Origin of the sequence: Pseudoxanthomonas sp. UTMC 1351 (genome assembly GCF_040948865.1) — a bacterium.
Lineage (GTDB): Bacteria > Pseudomonadota > Gammaproteobacteria > Xanthomonadales > Xanthomonadaceae > Pseudoxanthomonas_A.
Map to the genome: position 1 here is coordinate 18842 of NZ_JAVGJT010000020.1, position 19568 is coordinate 38409.

Sequence of the window (19568 nt, forward strand, 5' to 3'; positions counted from 1 at the left end):
TCTAGCCGTCCCGTCGCGTCAGTGACCACCACGCCCGTCGCAGCCGCGACGTCCAGCCAATGCGATCAAGCGAAAGCCAGATCATTTTGCCTTCGGCCACGCCCAGCGTGCGCTTGTATTCGGAATCGCCCGCCATCAGTTCGAAACGTGCGTGGCCATCCTCCAATGTGCGCTCGATGGTACGGCTCAGTAACAGCAGGCCCGGGCTGCCGAAGTCACCGAAGCGGGGATAGTCGATGCCGGCCTGGTAGAAATAGACCACGCCTCGCCATACCAGGTTGTACACGTATCCCACCACATGGCCGCCCGCATCCAGACGCACTAGTTGCGCGCCTTCGCCTTCGTCGGTCGTGGCATCGGTGATCAGGCTCTCGTGGAAATGCAGGATGCGCGGATCGCCGAAGGCGCCGTGTTCGTCCTGCTCGCCGCTCCAATGTGCTTGGTGCAGTTGCACCATCGCGTGGAAGAACGCCAGCTTTTGTTCTTGAGTGTCAGCGACGATCACCGACAATTCGCCGAATTGGCTTTCCAACTTGCGAGCGGTGCGGCGCACCGCGGCACGCGCGCCGCTGCTGAGTGCGGTGGAAAGATAATCGCCGCCACTATCGCGCAGTGCTGCCAGATCCACATAATGCGTGGAGCGTTTCATGATACGGGTATCGACCGTGTCGGACCGAATGCGGTCGAACGGCACGCTGTCGGTGTCGACACCCGGCAGATAGAACGTCAGCCAGCGGGAATTGGCGCGCGTAAGGTAGCGAATCACCGCAGCCAGCGCTTCGCGTTCGTGTCCGCGTTCGCACAGCAGGCCGTTGTATTCGATGGTCAGGTTATCCAACGCTTTGTCGCCGACTTCATGCAGGCGAAGATGCATGGGGCCCAAGCCGAACCAGCGACGGCGCACGGTAAAAACGCCCATCGCCACCCGCCGTCCGTTCTGGTACACCGAGGCTAAACGGGCAAGCCGTGGTGGACAGATCAGCGCCAGCCAGGCGCCTATCCAATGCCAGCTGACGAAATAACTGACGTCCGCTTGACGTTCCATTTCGCGCCACCGCACTTCCAGTCGGTCCAGATCCGGTAGCGGCTGCAAGCGGACGTAGTAGTCGCCGTCCGCGCTGGGGAGCCCAAGGGCAACGGGAGCTGCGGCCGTGGCGGACCGGGCGGTGTTGCCATCAAGTGGCTGATCAGGGCGTAGCAAACGGGTGGGTTCAGCCAAAGGTTGCATCGAGACCTTTTTCCACACCGATCCGTGGAGTCCAGCCCAAGCCGTCGCGCGCCGCCGACAGGTCGAAGTTGGCCAGCGGCCGCAGCGAACGCACGCGGTAACGCGTCAATGGCACATCGCGCCGCAGCAGCTTGCCGAGTATCTCCACGCCGAACCCCAGCATCATGAATACCCAGGCAGGCGTGCGTATGACCTTGATCTCATCGCCCAACTTGCGGCGGCAACGTTCCAGATAAGCCTGCTGCGTGACGGGATGCGGATCGACCACGTTGAACACGCGTCCCACCGCGTCGGGCGCTTCGGCTGCTTGCAGCAATGCGTCTATGACGTCTTCGATATAGATCAACGGAAGCGTCATGGCGCCGCTGCCGACCGCCACCCAGCGCCCGGCCAATCCGATCACGCCATTGGGCGTCACGCGTTCCGCGCCCGGTCCGAATATCTGGCCCGGGCGCAGGATCACCGCCGGCACGCCGTGATCGCGAATGGCCGCGTGCACGTCGCGCTCGGCGCTGAGCTTGGTTTGCGTATAGGCGCCGCGCCATTCGGGATGCGGTTCGAACGCGGAAGCCTCGACCATCGTGCCCTGCGGATCGCGACCGGCATGGTCGAAAACGCTCATGGAGCTGACATAGACCAGCCGCTTGGGTTGGCTTTTCACGCAGGCGTCGATGACGTTGCGCGTGCCCCAGACCGTGCCTGCTTCGAAATCGCGCACGCTGCCGCGCATGGCAGCGCCCACGTGATACACCACGCATGCACCGGCCACGGCATGCGCCACGATGCGCGGATCGCCCAGGTCGCCGACCACCATCTGCACACCGGAATCGTTGGCGTATTCGGCCACCGGGCGACGCACCAGAACGCGTACGCGCTGGCCGCGCTTGCGCAGGCGGGCTACCAAGCGCCGACCCAGGAATCCGCCAGCACCGGTCACCAGCGCATCGGCCGGTTCCAGCGGAGCGTAGCTGCTTTCCAGCATTTTGAGGCGCAAACGATCCGGCTCAGCGCAGACGGGTTCCAGCAGCTTGGCGATACGCAAAGCGTCTTCGCCGCCGAATGGCGGCTGCATCTGATGGCGAACGGCCTTGGCGAAGTCCTGCGCACCGCGGCGGATGCCCGGCGATGGCTGCAACATGCCGGTGGCGAAACGAACCACATTCCACGGAATGCGGAAGACATCCTTGACCGCGCTGAAGAACGAGTTCATCACGATGCCGATGAACTTCGGCCCGGGCAGTACGCGATGGATGCGGCAGGTCTGCAGGAAGCGATCCACCTCGATGGTGCCGCGTGTGCCACGTACGAACAGCCGGTTCTCCATGGGGCGCGCATTCCACGACAGCAGCAGCCGGCCGACGCCACGCTCGGTATGGGCGTGTGCCTGCCATTCGTCGAAATGCAGGTTCGGGTCGGTGCCGCGCGCCTGATAGGCGATGTCCAGTTGCTTCACTTCGCCCAGAAACGCTTCGATGGTGTAGAGGCCATGCACACCCAGATCGCGGAACGGATACGAGCCTTGCGTGACTGAACCCGGCAGCGGACCGCCGGCATAAGCGGGGTATTCGGAGTTGCGCACGATATCGACCGACAGCACCTCGCCGATGCGTCCGTTGCGCACTGCATCCAGTGCCTGCAGTAGCACCGGGTCGAACAGGTCGGAATGATTGACGCCCAGCGTCAGGCGTTTTTCGCTCGCGCGGGCGATCATGGCTTCGCAATCGGCCACCGAATCGGCCATCGGCTTTTCGACCAACACATGGCAGCCCATCTCCATCGCCGCAAGCGCGATAGCTGCGTGCGAAGACGGCGGCGTCAGTACATGCACCGCCTGCGGGCGAGCGGGGGCCAGTTCGGCCAGCGACGCCGCGGCCAGTGGCACGCCGAAGCGCTGCGCCAGCGCCTGCGCGGCAGGCAACTGCGTATCGCAGATGCCGACGATCTCGACGAAATCGAGCGCCTTCAGTGCGGCGAGGTGATGCGTGGCGACATAGCCCGCGCCGACGACGGCCACGCGCAATTTGGGGAGGGAATCAGTTGCCATGGGTAACCGGTAATGAGAGGGGGGAATTTTGTTGGCGCAGTGCCATCGCCTGCGCGACCGTGTCCAGCACGTCCTCGACCCGGCGGTCCCAGGTCTGGTCGGCGACAGCGGCGATGCGTGCGGCGGTGGCTTCTTCGCCTTGATCGTGGATGGCGTCATTCAGCGCGGCCAGGAAACCGGCATGGTCGTCGGCGATACGCACCCAGCGCGAGAACTTCTCGATCTCGGCGTTGCGCACGCTGACGACGGGTTTTCCGGTCGCCAGGTATTCGCGCAATTTCAGCGGATTGGCGTTGGCGACCTGGCGATTCAACCGATACGGAATGATGGCGGCATCGAATGCCTTGGCCCATGCGGGCAATGTTGCATACGGTTGCGCGCCGACCAGGTGCACGTTGGGCAGAGCGCGCAAGGTGGACACATCGGCGGCGGCATGGCCTACCAGCAGGAACGACCAATGCGGACGCTCCCTGGCCAGCCAGGCGATCAGTTCAATATCGATCCATTCGTGCACCGAGCCGATATAGCCGATCACCGGTGCGGAAAGCCTACGGGCGGCGGCGGGCACTTCGGTCTGCGGATCGCAGGCGCGGCGGAACAGTTCCACGTCCACGCCATGCGGCGCGAACACGGTGGACGGATTCAGTGCGCGCTTGGTTTCCAATAACGCAGGGGGCGCGACGAACAACAGGTCCGCGTCGCGGCTGAGTGCTTCATCGCGCTGCGCGATCATCGCGGGGTCCACGCCAGGATGCGCGGCGTAGTCGTCGATGCAGTAGAACACGCACAGCTCTTCGCCCAGGTGCTTGGCCATGAAGCCCGGGTGCGGCACTACGAACCATGAGATTCGCCGGGTAATGCCGGCATGCCGCAACGCACGGTGCACCGCCCAACGGCTGAACAGACGGTTGAAGGCTTCCACGCCCGGCACGCGCCGGAACGGCAGCTGCGGCACGGTGCAATGCCAGAAATTTTCCGAAACCTTCACTGGTGGCTTCAGCGCGGCGAATATCTTGCGAAACGCGCGTTTGAAGTCGCGGCCGGACGCGCTGGGTGCGCGCATGCCGGGCGAATCGACATACAGCAGCGGCATGGTCCGCGCCAAACGGGTAGCGACGTGATGGCTGCTGGTACGGTTCTCCGCATGCCAGTCGTTGCCGAAGTAGACGACGCCGACGTTCTTCAACGTTGCCTCCTTCAGCGGTTCGCGCGGGTCAAGCATCCTTCCACCACCCGATCAACCACGACGTGCCGCCGTGATAGATCCAATCCTTGTGCAGCCCAGGAACGCGATCCAGGTGCGGGCCGATGCGGCCGCAGGCCGGCGCGAAAAAGGTCACCAGCCCGTTGCGGCCAAGGTGGCGCATGCGCTCGATCGTCGCGGCGGGATCGCTCAGGTAATAGAGCACTTCGCAGGCGGTGACCAGGTCGAAGCGATGGCGCTCTTCACCCCAGGGCTGCTGGAAGAGATCGGCGGCAGCGAACTCGGCCGCAGGCAGCCGCAGGCGCGCGCGTTCGACGGCCTGCGCACTGACATCGATGCCGAATTGCTGATCGCTGACGCGGGCGAGATAGCTGGTCTGATGACCTTCGCCGCAACCGATCTCCAGCAGCGACCCGACCCGGCCGAAAGCCTGCTCGATGATGCGATTGGTGGCTTCGAATCGCGCCTGTTCCAGCTGCGATTCCATGTTCCAGGGATCTTCCAGGCTGTAGGCCAGGTCCAGGCGCGAGTGGTTGTCGCTACCGCCAACACCGCGCAACGCATACTTCATCCATAGACGTCTTTGCGCTTTTTTCAGCAGCCTGGCGGTGCCAGAGAACATCGCGATTTCCCCTGTGTTTTTCAACGTCGTACTTTTCCAACAGCGTTCTTGTTCAGCAGCATGCTTTTCTCAACAGCTCGGTGGCTCCTTCAATGCCGCCTCCGCTTGAGCGGCAGCACTGTCGTTCTCCACCCGCAATGGATATAGCGGTGACGCGTACCAACTGGTCACCTTGCCGCAACGGAACTCAATCCAGGACGGCCCGTATTCCCAGCGTTGTTCGTGCTCGGTCAGCGGGGTTCCCAGAATGCGCCGGACCTGCTCGCGCTCCATGCCGATGGCTATCCGTTTCCCGGCATCCGGCGCGCGTAAACCTGGTTGCACCGCATCGCCGGGTCCTTCCGGATCCAGCGTCGGTACCGACGTCCGCTGCGCGCCCAGCCAGTAAAGCAATAGCGCAAGCAGTCCCAACATCAACAAATAACGCCGGCGGCGGGGAAAACCGGCCATTGGCGGCGCGGTGGCGGTGTCGGTCGGAATGGTTGCCGATGAGGTGCTGGCAACACTCTCGGTACCATGCTTGTCGCGCGTATGAAGAGCGTTGCCGTCCTCGCCGTGGCTGGTTTGCCGCATGGTCGCCGCGCCGACGGGTCGCGATGCGCCCGGCAGGCGGCCGTGGAGGCGGTGGAATTCCAGTGCGGACGAGTACAACCGGTTGAGCCGTTGCAGCCGGGAAATGTCGGAAGGCGCGCCAAGGTGGTCGGGATGCAGCTTGGCGATGCGGCGGCGGTAGGCGTGCTTGAAGCTCGCCATGCTGCATTCGGAGTCCAGGCCCAGCTCATCGTAGAGTGCGACGAAGTCGGTGTCGTCCGACATGGATTTGTGGCTCCTGGTGGTTTGGCTTTTTGGTTCTGAAGGCTCTTTTCCTTCTCCCCCAGGGAGAAGGTGGCGCGCAGCGACGGATGAGGGAACGGAGCGTCCGCTTGTAGGAAAGGCTAATGGCGAGTCATTGCCATTCCCTCATCCGCCCTTCGGGCACCTTCTCCCAAAGGGAGAAGGGAAGGAGCAGCCGCTCTCCGCTCCAACGCTAACAACTCCCCACATTGCAAGACGGTGATTCCAGGCGTATCCGGCCATCGTCATCGTGCGGGGCTGCCAGCAATGGCCGGATGCTGCTGGATTCTCCGTACTAAAGGCATCAGGCAAGGTGGCCGGTTGCAGACATGGCGGGCAGGGGAGTGTCTATACAAACGATGGAGACGACGGGCCGCCGGAAAACGCTGGCGCGCTGGTGCCACAGGGCCGGCATGTTGCCGCTGATGAAGCGGTTGCGTTCGGTATCGCGGCATGATTTGCGCGTACTGGCTTATCACCGCGTGCTGGAATCGGCGGAACCGGTGGGCTTCAGTTTCGATACCGAACTGATCAGCGCATCGGCAGAAGGTTTTCGCCAACAGATGCTGTTCCTGCGCAAGCACTTCCACCCGATGCGCTTTGATGAGGTACTGGCCTGTGTCGACGCCGGCCGGCCATTGCCCCGGGGCGCGGTGCTGGTCACGTTCGACGATGGCTACGACGACAACTACCGCGTCGCGTTTCCCATCCTGCGCGAGCTGGAGATGTCGGCGATGTTTTTCGTCTCCACCGGTCACATCGATTCCGGGCTGCCTTATGCCTACGACTGGCTGGTGCACCTGGTGTGCATGGCGCCGGTGGAACGGCTGCAGGCGCCGGAACTGGGTCTGGATTGGGATCTCGGCGCGACGCTCGGCGAACGGCGTGCGCGTGCTTCGGCGTTGCTGGACCGGATCAAGACATTGGACGATGCCGGCCAGGCGCGGCTGATCGCGCGGTTGGAAGAAGAATGGCGGATGCCCCGCGAAAACGGGCATCCGGATTGCCGGCCAATGACCTGGGACCAGCTGCGCGAGATGCACCACGCCGGCATGGAGATCGGTTCCCACGGTGTTGGCCACCGCATGCTGGCCAAGCTGCCGCTGGAGGAGATGGCTAAAGAGGTGATCGGTTCCAAGCAGGCGCTGGAGCGTGAGTTGGGCGTCGTGCCTGGCGTGCTTTCGTATCCCGTCGGCGGTCCTGATGCGTTCGATCAGGAAACCGTCGACACCGTGCGCACCGCCGGCTTCCGTTTGGCCTGCAGCTACATGGCCGGCACCGGAAACGTGGTGCCCGCGACCCGCTACGCGCTGCCGCGCTTGCCGGTGGAACGGGAGATGGACCGCGCCTGGTTCGAGGCCATGGTGACGGTGCCGGAAGTGTTTTGTTATGCGTCCAAATTACGTGTTTGAGAACCTGTCGCGCCCCGTCGCGAGCGAATGCCGAGCGCAGCAGGGGCGTGAATCTGATTGGAGTGGCGGGTACTGATGTTTGTCTTCATGTTGATCTATCTGGCGCTGGTGCTGATCCGGCCGCAAGACTACCCGGCGGTGGTCGATTCGCCCGGACCGCCGATGCAGTCCATCGCGCTGGTGCTGGCCGGCGGCCTTTGGCTGATGTCCGCGCGCAAGTCGTTCGCGGCGCCGCAATACCTGCTGATCCCGGCATTTCTGCTTGTGGCGATGTTCTCCAAGGTGGTCAATGGTTGGGCCGGGGGCGCTCTGTTCGTCTTCTTCATATTCGCGCCGGTGCTGCTGGCCTACGTGGTGCTGGCCAATGCGACTCACACGCGCCAACGCATGCAGGTGGCGATGGGGGTGGTGGCGGTCTGTGCCGCGGTACTGGCGGTACACGGCATCGACCAGGCCAGCACCGGCATCGGTTGGACCGGCGTGGAGATGTCGCAGGGTACGCGCATCCAGTACGTCGGCATCTTCAACGACCCCAACGACCTGGGCATGCTGTTCGTGATGTGCCTGCCCATGGCGCTTTACCTGAGTACCCGCGGCGGCCTGTTGGGCTTCAACCGGTTGTTCTGGTGGGCGGTGATGGTGGTGCTGGTCTGGGGTTGCTACCTGACCAATTCGCGCGGCACGCTGCTGGCGCTGGTGGCGGTGTTGGGCGTGTACGTCTGGCAGAAGCGCGGCATGTTCACCGCGGGCGTCATGGGCGCGGTAGCCTTGGGCGGACTGATGATGCTGCCCTCGCGCATGCAGGAGATGGACGTGTCGGAAGCCTCGGCGATGGGCCGGGTGGATTCCTGGTACGAAGGCATCCAGATGTTCATGGGCAGCCCGCTGTTCGGTATCGGTGCTGGCGGCTACTCGGACCGGCACGAACTGACCGCGCACAATTCCTTCGTGCTGGTGCTGGCGGAGACCGGGATCATTGGCTTTACCCTCTGGCTGGCCATCGTTGGCTATTGCTTCCAGATGATGCTGACGATACTCAAGCGCAACGACGCCATCATCGACGACGTACCGATGGAAGTACCTGATGAGGTGGCGCTGAAGGATTGGCGCGCCGACCGTGCGTTGACCCTGACATTGCTGATGTCGCTGACCGGCTTCTTCACCGCGGCATTCTTTCTGAGTCGCAGCTACGTGGTCATTCTCTATCTGCTGGTGGCGTTGGTGGTCGCACACTACACCCGCCTGCAGGAAACCTATCCCAGCCTGCCGCGTTTCAGCCTGGCCAAAGACCTTCTCCGGTGGCCGATTTACGCCGTAATCGGCGTTATCGGGTTGTACATCATGGTCAAGGTTCTGTTGGCAATGGCATGAGTAGCCGATCTCGCACGCTCAACAATACGTTTTTCTCCTCGGTGGGCCTGTACACCGAGTACGTGCTGGGCATGCTTACGTCCATCATCATTGCCCGGCATCTGGGACCCGATGGTTTTGGTGCCTACAGCCTGGTCATCTGGCTGGTGGCGATGGGCGTGGCGACCACCAACTCCGGTACCGCCAGCGCCGCGATCAAGTTCGTGGCCGAACTGCGCGGCAGTGATCAACTGGAGATGGTGCCGCATCTGCTGGACTACCTGCGCCGTGCCCAGCGACTCTTCCTGCTGGTCGTGTTGCTGGCGGGCGCCGCGATATTCATTTTTGCCGGCGATCGCATCGCGCCGGGCATGAATCACAAGCTGCTGCTGGGCTTCCTGGTGGTGGCGGTGGTGCTGCGTTCGTCCTACATGTTCAACATCGGCGTCGCCAAGGGCTTCGAGAACTTCCGCGCCACGGCGGTCGTTGCGCTGGTGTCCACTCCGATCAATCTATTGTTGGTGGTGCTGGCCTGGAAATTCGATGCGCCGGTGGAATGGCTGTTGGCGGTATTCGTGGCATCCGGCGTGGTCTTCTATGGCATGTCGTTCCGCCAGATCGCACCGTTGGTGCCGCCGCGCCAAGCCGGTATCCGTCTGCCACCAATTCTGATGGCACGTGTGAAACGCCACATGGGCTGGACCGCGCTGACGGTTTCTGTTGGCTTTCTGATAGCCAGCGAAGTCGAGGTGATGTTCCTCAATCTGTATGCCGACAGTAGCGCGGCGGGCCAGTTCAAAGTGGCGTACCAATTGGCGGTCGGCGCGGCAGCACTGGTGCCTGGCGTATTCGGTGCGTTGCTGCTGCCGATGATGGCCGGCGCGCTGAGCCAGGGCCGCGAAGTCGCTGCGCGCCGTTTCGTCGCCACCACCGGGTACCTCACCCTGCTGGCCGCACCGCTGTTCGCGTTCGGGCTGGTGTTCGGAGGCGACGTCATCCGCGTCATGTATGGGCCGGCCTATGCCGCCGCCGGCCCGGTGTTCGCCGCCTGCTTGCTCGGCACCTGCCTTGTCGCCATGACGCAAGGTGCCTCCAGCTTGCTGGTCAGCGCCGATCGCCAGCGCAGCATCCTGGTGATGGTGGTGGGCGGTGCAGTATTGAAAGTTGTGCTGGATGCGGTGTTGATCGCGAATTTTGGTTTGACGGGCGCTGCGATCGCCTACGTCACCGTGGCTCTGATCAACGCCATTGCTTACATGTGGCTGACAATCCGGGTCAGCCATGCCTCGCCGGACTGGAACAAGCTGGCGCGGACCTGGGCTAGCGCGATATTGGCGGTAGTGATTGCATGGCCGTTGCGCGGACAGCTTGCGCCATTGGCGGCGGTGTTGGTGGGTGGAATGGTGTTGGTATTGGCGTACGCGCCGCTGACGCTGTTGCTGGGTTGCTGGAGCCGGGAGGATATCGCCCACTTGCAGCAGCTGCACCAGCGTTTCGCAGCGGGCCGGCCGCGTTTCGGCGCACGTTTCCTGGCCTGGGCCGAGCGACGCGCACAGGGAGAGGGGATGCCATGAAAGATATCTATGAATCGCTGTTCCGCCGCGTGCTGTTCCCGGTGTACGAATCGGGCCTGCGGCGGCGCAAGACATTGGCCCATCTGCACGACTACGAGCGCAGCCAATGGCTGGCGCCGGAGCAGATCCAGCAATTGCAATGGGAAAAGTTGCAGCGCTTGATCCGGCATTGCTGGGACCACGTGCCGTACTACCGCCAACGCTGGCAGCCGCTGGGTATCGCCGGTCCGGAAGACATCCGCGGCCCGGAAGACTTCGCGCGCCTGCCGACCATCGACAAGCCGGAAATCCGCGCGCATTTCGATCAGTTGATTGCCGAAAACCATCGCGATGGTCTGCTGTACAAGACGACAGGAGGTTCCACCGGCGAGCCGCTGCGTTTCGGCTACACCCGCGAGAGCTACGAACGCCGCCTGGCGATCATGTGGCGCGGCTACGGTTGGGGTGGTGCACGGCTGGGTCAGCGCACGCTGTACCTGTGGGGAACGCCGGTGGGTGCGCAGAAGCACAAGGACCGTCTGTACCACGCGCTCTTCAACCGGCACATGCTCAATGCGTTCGAGATGAGCGAAGAGCGCATGTCCGAGTACGCCGATACGATAGACCGCTACCGCCCGGAAACCATTGTTTCCTATGTGGCGCCCATCATGAAAATGGCCGAATGGCTGATCGCCAATGGTCGCCGTATCCACCGGCCGATGCGTATCCTGAGCGCGGCCGAGGCGCTGCATGACGGGCAACGCAAGCTCATCAGCGAAGCCTTCGGCTGCCCGGTGCACAACACCTACGGCTGCCGCGAGTTCATGCTGATCGCCGCCGAGTGCGAAGAGCACAAGGGGCTGCATGTCAATGCCGATCACCTGTGCGTGGAGCTCGGCGCATCTGTTGGCGATGCGAATACGCCGCGCGAAATCATCGTCACCGATCTGCACAACTACGGCATGCCGCTGCTCCGCTACGTCAACGGCGACCTGGCCACTCCCGGTTCGGGCGTTTGCGCGTGCGGGCGCGGACTGCCGTTGCTGACTCGCGTCGATGGCCGCAAACTGGATGCACTACGGACGCCGGACGGCCGCTACGTGCCTGGCGAATACATCGTCTATGCGTTCTTGCACGCCACTGGCATCAAGCGGTATCAGGTGGTGCAGAAGCGATTGGACGCATTTGAAATTTCGCTTGTCCGCGATACCGATTTCGATCCGTCCGTGGTCGATCTGGTCCGGCGTGAACTGGCCAAGGTAGTCGGCGACAGCGTGCAGCTGGATTTCCGGTACGCGGACGATATTCCACTGACGGCCACTGGAAAGTTGCGCGTCACCATTTCGGAGCTGTCATGAATCAGGAGAGCGCGTGAACATCACGCATTTTGTCGAAAACCTGGAACGCGGAGGGTTGGAGCGCACTGTCATCGACTTGATCGGTGCGCAGCGCGATGCCGGCCATGCGTGCCGTGTGATCTGTCTGTTCGAACGCGGTGCGCTGGCCGAAGAATTGGATGCGCGCAAGGTGCCAGTGTTGGCGTGCGGCAAGCGCAATGGTGCGGACCTGGGCGCGGTCCTGCGCGCTCGGCGATTCCTGCGGGAAGTTCCGCCGGGCGGCGTATTGCACACGCATAACGCCGCGGCTCACTACCATGCGGTATTGGCCGCTGCCGGCCTGCCGCTGCGCTGCATCGTCAATACGCGGCACGGCATGGGTGTGATGGGTCCTAGCCGTCGCCGCGAATGGCTGTATCGTCGCGCGATGCCGGTCACCGATTTTGTCGCCGCGGTATGCGAAGCCGCGCGCGATCACTTCGACCGCGACGGCGTGCGTCCGCGCTCGGGATTACTGACGGTTCCCAACGGCATCCGCGTCGAACGTTTCGCGCCTGCCAGCGTGCGTGCGCGCGAAGCGCTGATAGCGGAACTGGGATGGCCGCCGGGCAGCCGCATCATCGGCACGGTAGGACGATTGCAGCCGGTCAAGGACCAAGCCAACTTGCTTCACGCGTTCGCGCGCGTACGGGAGAGAGTGCCCGAAGCCGTGCTGCTGCTGGTGGGCGACGGTACGCTGCGCGTCGAACTGGAGCAGCTGTCCGCGGAACTGCAACTGGGTGACGCGGTGCGTTTCCTTGGCGACCGCAGCGACGTGGATCGCTTGTTGCGCGGGTTGGATATCTTCGCGTTGTCGTCGCTGAGCGAAGGGTATTCCGTGGCGCTGCTCGAAGCGTGCGCGGCGGGCCTGCCGATCGTGGCGACCGATGTTGGCGGCAACCGCGAGATCGTCCGCGATCAGAATAATGGCCTGCTGGTCCCCGTCGCGGATCCCGAGGCGCTAGCGGCAGCATTGGAGCGGTTGCTGCAGGCCCCGGACCTGACCAGCACCATGGGCCGCGCCGGCCGGAAATGGGTGCTAGCCGAGGGGTCGTTGCGGACCATGGCTGAGCGCTACCTGCGTCTCTACGCGCAGCCGAGCGGCGAGGGCGAGGTGGTTTTGTCCACACCGCACCGTGCCATGTCCAACCTATGAATCCCAGACCCAGAAGGTTGAACGTGCTGCGCTGGCTGCCCGACGGCTGGATCCAGACGGCGGGACCGCGCGCGCAAAAAAGCTTGTACCTGACGTTCGACGATGGCCCGCATCCGGAGCACACACCGCCGCTGCTGGACCTGCTCGCGCGGCACGGCGCCAAGGCCACTTTCTTCCTGATCGGTGAACAGATCGATCGTCATTCTGCGCTGGCACAGCGGATCGTCGAGGAAGGACATACGCTGGGCAACCATTCCTTTACCCATCCGCAATTCGAAACCTTGCCGTTGGACGCGCAGTTCGATGAGATCGAACGGACCGACCGGGCACTGGCTTCCGTCAGTGGACGTCCGAGGCATGGATTCCGGCCGCCGCGCGGAGTGCTGCCGCTGCCACTAATGCTGCGCTTCATCCGCCAGCGCCGGCGGATCGCGTACTGGTCCTACGACAGTCTGGATTACAGTCGTCGGCCCGCGCCGGAGCTGGTGGACATCATCAAGCGACACCCTGTACGCGCGGGCGATATCGTGCTGATGCACGATGACAGCACGATTTCGCTGGAGATGTTGGAGTCGTTGATTCCGACTTGGAAGGCGGAAGGGTTTTCGTTGTTGGCGTTGCCGCAGGAAGGTTGATTCGTTCCCTCGGGGCGCTTTCCTTCTCCCCTCGGGGTGAAGGCATGCGGCTTACGAGCCATTGGCTCGTGCATGCCTGAACGCCCTGCGTGCTGCGCAGGGCTGGGGCGCGAAGCGAGGTGCCCGGAGGGCGGATGAGGGAATGGCAGTGACTCGCCATTTAGCCGTTGCAAGCTGATACTTCGTGCTTAGCTCTTGGTCCTTGGCGCTGACGCGGGTGGCTCGTTGGGACTGAATATCTACGCGCCTGCCGCGGGGCCCTACTTTCTTTGCTCGTGCAAAGAAAGTAGGCAAAGAAACACGCCCCAGGCGGCGCGCCCCTACGGGGTCCGCAATCGGGCCGGGAATTTTCGGAAGGCACTTGCTCGCTTCGCTCCCAAGACCGGGGCGCACGCCTCCGGCGCTTGCCCGTTCGCCGGGGCAAAGCAGTGCTTTGCCTTTATCCGGCTCACCCATGTGCCTGCCGAAAACGACGCACATCCTGTGCGCCGCCCTGCGGGTTTAACCCGTCCCGCTTGCCGCGCCTAAACGGGGCCCCGAAGATCAAAAGCCACAGCCACAGCCACAGCCACAGCCACGGCAACGGCAACGGCAACAAAGGCAAACGCCTTGCCTTTCGCTCTTGCTCTCGCCGTTGCTCTTGGCTTCTGGGGTCCCCTTTAAGGCGCGGTGGCGACGGTGGGTACAACCCCTTGGGGCGCCGCGCACGACGCGCGGCGTTTTCGGCAGGTACATGGATGTACCTTCCGAAAATTCCCACCGGCGACACGTACCCCGAAGGGGCGCGCCGCCAGGGGCGTGTTTCTTTTGGTTACTTTGACCAGCCATTCGGCTGTTGAGAAGCACTTCTTTGCACGAGCAAAGAACAAGTGACGCCCGCTGCAAGCGCGTGAATCATCCGTCCCGAAGAGCTATCCGCGCCAGCGCAATAGTCAAAAGGGCAAAAACTGGCCGGTCACACCCCCTCCCCGCGTTATCAATGACGTAGCCCATCGCGCGGGCAAGATAAAAAGGGGATGGCTTGAACAGTTTTTGGCAAATGGCGCTGATCGCCGTCATGGTATTGCCGGCAGCCGCGGCATTCGTGGTCTGGCGGCTGTTGCGTGCGCGCAATATGGAAATCTGGATCGGTAGCTATCTGCGCCGTCGCGTGCCCAAGGTGGAAGACCGCCCGGTGCACGTGATGTTCTGCTTCGTCGATCATTTCGAACCGATGTGGCACGGCGCCGACCTGCCCACGCAACGCGCACGCGTGGATCGCTGGTGCCGCGACTACCGCGCATTGGCATCCAAGCATAGCGACGCCGACGGGCGTCCGCCGCAGCACAGCTTTTTCTATCCGGAAGAAGAGTACGCCGAAGAGCATCTGGATAAGTTGGCGTCGCTGTGTGCGGATGGTTTCGGCGAGATCGAGATACATCTGCACCACGACAACGACACTGAAGACAATTTCCGCGAAAGCATCTCGCGCTTCTGCCACACCCTGCATCAGCGGCACGGGGCTTTGTCTCGCGATCCGAAAACAGGCGAGCTGCGCTTTGGCTTCATCCACGGCAACTGGTGCCTGGACAACTCGCGCGGTGATGGCCGCTGGTGCGGCATCAACAACGAACTGATCCTGCTGCGCGAGTTGGGCTGCTACGCCGATTTCACCCTGCCGTCCGCGCCCAGCGATACCCAGACCAAGACCATCAATTCGATCTATTACGCCACCGACGATCCTCGCCATCCCAAATCGCATGACGATGGTGTAGCCGTCCACGTGGGCGGTCATCCCACCGGCGATCTGATGATCGTGCAGGGGCCGCTGGGTCTCAACTGGCGCGAACGACGCATGGGTTTGGTGCCGCGTATCGAGAACGCCGATGTGCGTCGCGGCTGCCCGCCCACGCCCGAACGCGTCGATGCGTGGGTGCGTACCGGTGTGCATGTCGAAGGCCGGCCGGATTGGGTGTTCGTCAAGGTGCACACCCATGGCACGCAGGAAACCGACATGGACACGTTGCTCGGACCTGCAACCGATGCCATGCACGACCACCTGGAGCGCACCTACAACGATGGCAAGCGCTACGTGCTGCATTACGTCACCTCGCGCGAGGTGTACAACATCATCAAGGCGGCGGAAGCGGGCCGGGTAGGCGATCCCAACGAGTATCGGGACTATGTGCTGCCGCCGCCGGTATCTTCGTGGGCCGGCGCCGGCAAGAAGGCAGCGTGATTGCCGTGGTGCCGCCAACCGTGGCTGCGCCAGCGGCCCCGCTCGGTGATGCTGCGGGCGAGGTGCTGGTCAGCGTGGTCATGCCGGTGTTCAACGCAGAACGGACCATGCGGCGATCGATCGAATCGGTACTGCAGCAGACGTTTTCCGCGTTGGAACTGATTCTTGTCGACGATGGATCGAGCGATGATTCTCCCGCAATCATCGCTGCGTATGCGCAGTCCGATGCCCGCGTAAAAGCGCTGCGCCAACCCGCCAATGCAGGCGTAGCCGAAGCGCGCAACGCCGGCGTGCGTGCCGCGCGCGGCAGCCATATCGCCTTTCTGGACAGCGACGACTGGTGGGACCGCCGAAAGCTGGAACTGCAGATCGGCCAGATGCGCAGCAGCGGGGCACTGGTGTCGTACACCGCCTACCAGCGGATGGCGGAAGATGGGCGCTCGCTATCGCGGGTCGATCCTCCTGCACAGCTGAGCTACACCGATATGCTCAAGAGCAATCACATCGGCAATCTGACCGGTGTCTACGATCGCCGCTTGGGCGATGTGCCGTTCCAACGTGTCGGACACGAGGATTACGTTTTCTGGCTGGAGCGGGTACGCAGTGCCGGTGGCGCGATCCGGGTGCAGCATGACAGTCCATTGGCCTACTACCTGGTGCGGGCGGGGTCGGTTTCGGCCAATAAGTTGCGGGCGGCGGGATGGCAGTGGCGCATCTATCGGCAAATGGAGCGGTTGTCCTGGCTGAGCTCGGTCTGGTACATGCTGCACTACGTGCGAAATGCGCTTTGGAAGCGAAAGCCAGTGGCGATCTGATGTGTACCGGCGATCCCAGTCCGCAGGTGGGTGACTACGCGGTGATCATTCCCGCGTACAACGCGGCGACCACCCTCGGGCGCGCGTTGGATAGTGTGTTTGCTCAAACGCTGCTTCCAGTGGAAGTGGTGGTGGTGGACGACGGTTCGCCAGATCGCGCGGCGATCGAGGAGGTCGTTCGCCGGTATGGCGAAAAAGTCCGTCTGTTGCAGCGTAAGAACGGCGGCCCGGCGGCGGCTCGCAATGATGGCGTTCGTGCGTCATCGTCGCCGTGGATCGCATTCCTGGATGCGGACGACGCTTGGCTGCCGGAGAAGATGCAGCGGCAACTGGAGCTCGGTCGTGATGCCCGTGCAGGACTACTGCATGGTTGCGCATTGCTGGGCCGGGGACCGCTGCCGGCGCGTTTGGATTTTGGCACCTTGTGGCGACAGAACCGCATCTGCACGTCGATGGCGGTGGTGCGGCGCACGGCGTTCGAGCAGGTTGGCGGCTTCGACGAAGACCCGGAACTGCTTGGCGCCGAGGATTACAACCTGTGGCTGCGGATCGCGCGAGCGGGCTGGTCGATACTGGCGCGTCCGGAACTTCTTGGCCATTACACGCCCGCCGCGGGCAGTGTCACCAGCCGGATACAACGCTGCGCCAACGCGGAACTGCATAACGCGCTCAAGCTGGGCAAAGCCTTCGGCCTGCAGCCGCACATCATCCGCAGCAAGACCTTGTCGATCCGCACGGATTTCGGCCGGCATCTGCTTTATGTCCGGCAGCCGCGTGCGGCGCGCAGGATGCTGACACAACCACTGTGGCGCAAGCCTAACCTGGAGAGATTCAGTCTTTGGTCGGCCACTTTCGTGCCGATCAGCGTAATGAATTTGCGGCGGCGTCTGCTGGCCAGCTACCGCCGTTGACGCGATTTCGATGTTCGGCGGAATGGGTCCAATCGGGTAGGAGCGGCGTCCCGCCGCGAGCTCTTCCCTCAGCACTTCGCCGACTCAATCAGCTCAGATCATATTTCGGTCAATTCGACCAGATAACCCGTGGTGCCGCCCGTCACGTCAATCCGGAACCGACCGCCGCCTTCGACATATTTGCCGGTGCTGAAGTTGGAGTTGATGGTGGCGTTGGCCGGTTCCAGCACGCGCACGCGCAAGCGGCCGGCGGTCGCTTCGCGGCTGTTGACCAACACCGGTTGTACCGGCACGTTGACCTGAAAGGTCGCGGTGGTGCCGCTGGTGATGGCGAACTGATCACGCACCGTCAGCTTGCGGTTGCCGAAGGCGAACTGGCGCTGCCAGGACGTCACCGCGGTGTTGTCGCAGAACGCCGGCGTCAGCTTGGCCGTTGCCGTGAACGCACCGCCCGAGCCCGGTGATACCGCCAGGGTGGATTTACGCGTGGTGGACTCGCACTGGCGCGCTACCGTGCCGTTGCGGACGAAGCGCACCAGGTTGTGCACGTCGGTGCCCTGATTGATGCCGCTGGCACTCCACACATTGGCGGTTACCGCCAACCAATCTTGTGCGAACAAGGTGAAAGATCCCTGGTCCTGATGCGCGTGGCTTTCGTTGTACGGACCGGCCACGATGGCCAGCCACATCGCCGAGGTGCTCCAATCGGTGCGCGCGAACAGGTGTCCAGTACCTTGGGCGTAGTGGATCAAGCTGGTGGGCTGCGTGGCGATGGAGCCCGCTGGCATCAGATCGTGCCGGTAGTTGAACCCGGAGGTCATGCGGGGCACGGAGATGTTCGATAGCCACCAGGTGGCCTCGCGCTGTGCGCTTTCGTTGTAGGTGTTCAGACGGGCTTGCAGCATCAGCCGGCGGTGATAATCGTACAACTCAGGCATCGAATTGCGCGCCTGGTCGCCAATAGGCGCGAAGCGGTCGCGCGTTGGCACCGTGGCATGGATCCAGTAGTAGATGCTGTCGGTTGCGTGCGGATTGCTGTTGGCCAGATCCACGCCGGTGGCTTCGCGCCACAGGTGGTAGATCGAGAACAAACGCATATGCGCGGTGCCGTAGCCGGTGCCTTCGCTGCTGCCGCCACCGGGTAGCCTGGCGAAGTAGGCCTCCAACCCCGGTAGCAGGCGGCCGCGCAGTTCATTCATCCAAGTGGCGTTGTTGCTGGCCAGCGCCCAGTACATGGTCGCTTCCACGAAGCTGTAGTAGTAATTGTTGCCGGGATTGTTGACCGACCAGCCTGACCATGGGAACGAACGTCCGCCCCATTGCGCGGAGTTGTAGTTCCAGATGTTCCAGACCGCCTGCTGCGCGTAGTTGGACCAGCGGGTACGCTGGCTGGCGGTGATCATCGCCGAGCAGGTCTGCAGGGTCATCGCCAGGTCGGCGATCCTTGGGCCGACTTCCAGGTAGGAGTCCCCCGCGATAGCGGGTCGACCACCGCCGGCGATCGCCGCTTCGGCTTCGGCTACCTGTTGTTCCACCATCCGCACCGCCAGCGTGCAGTATTTGGCTTCAGGCGACAGCTGGTACATCATCGCCGCTTCAATGGCGGCGAAGTCGTAGCCTGGGCTGCCATTTACCGCGCTGTCCACCCAGCTCTTGAAGCGCGTGTACGCTGCGGAATTGCGATCGACATACGGCAGCGTGGTGGGCAGCCGGACCAAGCGAGCCCGCGAAGAGTTCGCCGATACCATGCCGCCGCCGCTCGTGACGGGCGTGTAAGACGGAGAGGGAAGAGCGGCGGAGGGAGCAGTGCTGCTTCCCCCGCGGGCCGGGTTGCTGGGTTTTGCCGTGGAGCCAGTGCGGTTAGCCGGTGTGTTGCGGGCCGTGGCCGATGCGGCCACAGCCGCGCTGGTCCGCTTGCGCGTGATGACCCAATAGATGATCGGCTGCACGCGGGCGAGGTCTTCGTACCGTTCGGCGAGCCGCTGTGCCTGCTGCCAGGTCCGCATCGAGCGGAACTGCCAAGTATCGCCAAAAGCGCCGGCGGCGCTGGCAACAGTGATGGTGGCCAACGCCGCACTGCCGATCAGCAGGGCCGCCGATAGGCGCTTGACGCGTGCGTAGGCACGCGCAGTGACGGCCGTAGCCGGAATGGTCTTGCGCGACACGGTTTCTCTCCTGATAACGCCCTGCGCAGCAGGCGACAAACACGA

The 19568-nt window shown here is 63.2% G+C and carries 15 protein-coding genes; 9 read left to right on the forward strand and 6 right to left on the reverse strand.

What is annotated here, in order from left to right:
• Nucleotide 1: 1 nt before the first annotated feature.
• The 5 genes from AB6O04_RS14635 to AB6O04_RS14655 all read right to left on the reverse strand — a co-directional run bounded on the left by AB6O04_RS14635 (nucleotide 2) and on the right by AB6O04_RS14655 (nucleotide 5914).
• Nucleotides 2-1228, reverse strand: a complete 1227-nt coding sequence (locus tag AB6O04_RS14635; protein WP_368564810.1) for a GNAT family N-acetyltransferase — start codon at nucleotides 1226-1228, stop codon at nucleotides 2-4.
• Nucleotides 1212-3272, reverse strand: coding sequence for an NAD-dependent epimerase/dehydratase family protein (locus AB6O04_RS14640; protein ID WP_368564811.1), 2061 nt, complete (start codon nucleotides 3270-3272; stop codon nucleotides 1212-1214). Before AB6O04_RS14640 ends, AB6O04_RS14635 begins: the two co-directional genes overlap by 17 nt.
• Nucleotides 3262-4494 carry a glycosyltransferase gene (locus AB6O04_RS14645; protein ID WP_368564812.1) on the reverse strand — a complete coding sequence of 411 codons (1233 nt, stop codon included), beginning with the start codon at nucleotides 4492-4494 and terminating at the stop codon, nucleotides 3262-3264. The genes AB6O04_RS14640 and AB6O04_RS14645 overlap by 11 nt, the downstream gene beginning before the upstream one ends.
• Entirely contained in the window at nucleotides 4487-5098 is a 612-nt protein-coding gene (locus AB6O04_RS14650; protein ID WP_368564813.1) for a class I SAM-dependent methyltransferase, read from the reverse strand. The genes AB6O04_RS14645 and AB6O04_RS14650 overlap by 8 nt, the downstream gene beginning before the upstream one ends.
• Nucleotides 5099-5167: 69 nt before the next feature.
• Nucleotides 5168-5914 carry a hypothetical protein gene (locus AB6O04_RS14655; protein WP_368564814.1) on the reverse strand — a complete coding sequence of 249 codons (747 nt, stop codon included), beginning with the start codon at nucleotides 5912-5914 and terminating at the stop codon, nucleotides 5168-5170.
• 443 nt (nucleotides 5915-6357) lie between these two features.
• Between AB6O04_RS14655 and AB6O04_RS14660 the strand changes: the two genes are divergently transcribed.
• The 9 genes from AB6O04_RS14660 to AB6O04_RS14700 all read left to right on the forward strand — a co-directional run bounded on the left by AB6O04_RS14660 (nucleotide 6358) and on the right by AB6O04_RS14700 (nucleotide 17358).
• Nucleotides 6358-7344: a polysaccharide deacetylase family protein gene (locus AB6O04_RS14660; RefSeq protein WP_368564815.1), complete on the forward strand. Its 987-nt coding sequence runs from the start codon at nucleotides 6358-6360 to the stop codon at nucleotides 7342-7344.
• Between the two features lie 75 nt (nucleotides 7345-7419).
• Complete coding sequence (locus AB6O04_RS14665) at nucleotides 7420-8715, forward strand: O-antigen ligase family protein (RefSeq protein WP_368564817.1); 1296 nt, start codon at nucleotides 7420-7422, stop codon at nucleotides 8713-8715.
• Entirely contained in the window at nucleotides 8712-10268 is a 1557-nt protein-coding gene (locus tag AB6O04_RS14670) for a polysaccharide biosynthesis C-terminal domain-containing protein (RefSeq protein WP_368564820.1), read from the forward strand. Before AB6O04_RS14665 ends, AB6O04_RS14670 begins: the two co-directional genes overlap by 4 nt.
• Entirely contained in the window at nucleotides 10265-11605 is a 1341-nt protein-coding gene (locus AB6O04_RS14675) for a phenylacetate--CoA ligase family protein (protein WP_368564822.1), read from the forward strand. The genes AB6O04_RS14670 and AB6O04_RS14675 overlap by 4 nt, the downstream gene beginning before the upstream one ends.
• A gap of 13 nt (nucleotides 11606-11618) precedes the next feature.
• Nucleotides 11619-12779, forward strand: a complete 1161-nt coding sequence (locus AB6O04_RS14680; RefSeq protein WP_368564823.1) for a glycosyltransferase — start codon at nucleotides 11619-11621, stop codon at nucleotides 12777-12779.
• Complete coding sequence (locus AB6O04_RS14685) at nucleotides 12776-13414, forward strand: polysaccharide deacetylase family protein (RefSeq protein WP_368564825.1); 639 nt, start codon at nucleotides 12776-12778, stop codon at nucleotides 13412-13414. The genes AB6O04_RS14680 and AB6O04_RS14685 overlap by 4 nt, the downstream gene beginning before the upstream one ends.
• 1021 nt (nucleotides 13415-14435) lie before the next feature.
• Entirely contained in the window at nucleotides 14436-15632 is a 1197-nt protein-coding gene (locus AB6O04_RS14690) for a hypothetical protein (RefSeq protein WP_368564827.1), read from the forward strand.
• Complete coding sequence (locus AB6O04_RS14695) at nucleotides 15629-16447, forward strand: glycosyltransferase family 2 protein (protein WP_368564828.1); 819 nt, start codon at nucleotides 15629-15631, stop codon at nucleotides 16445-16447. Before AB6O04_RS14690 ends, AB6O04_RS14695 begins: the two co-directional genes overlap by 4 nt.
• Nucleotides 16420-17358 (forward strand): glycosyltransferase family 2 protein, encoded by a 939-nt coding sequence (locus AB6O04_RS14700; protein ID WP_368564829.1) that lies wholly within the window; start codon nucleotides 16420-16422, stop codon nucleotides 17356-17358. Before AB6O04_RS14695 ends, AB6O04_RS14700 begins: the two co-directional genes overlap by 28 nt.
• A gap of 98 nt (nucleotides 17359-17456) precedes the next feature.
• On the opposite strand, the gene AB6O04_RS14705 is transcribed toward AB6O04_RS14700, so the two are convergent.
• The gene (locus AB6O04_RS14705) at nucleotides 17457-19523 is read right to left on the reverse strand and encodes a hypothetical protein (protein WP_368564830.1); all 2067 of its coding nucleotides are present in this window, start codon (nucleotides 19521-19523) and stop codon (nucleotides 17457-17459) included.
• Between the last annotated feature and the right edge of the window lie 45 nt (nucleotides 19524-19568).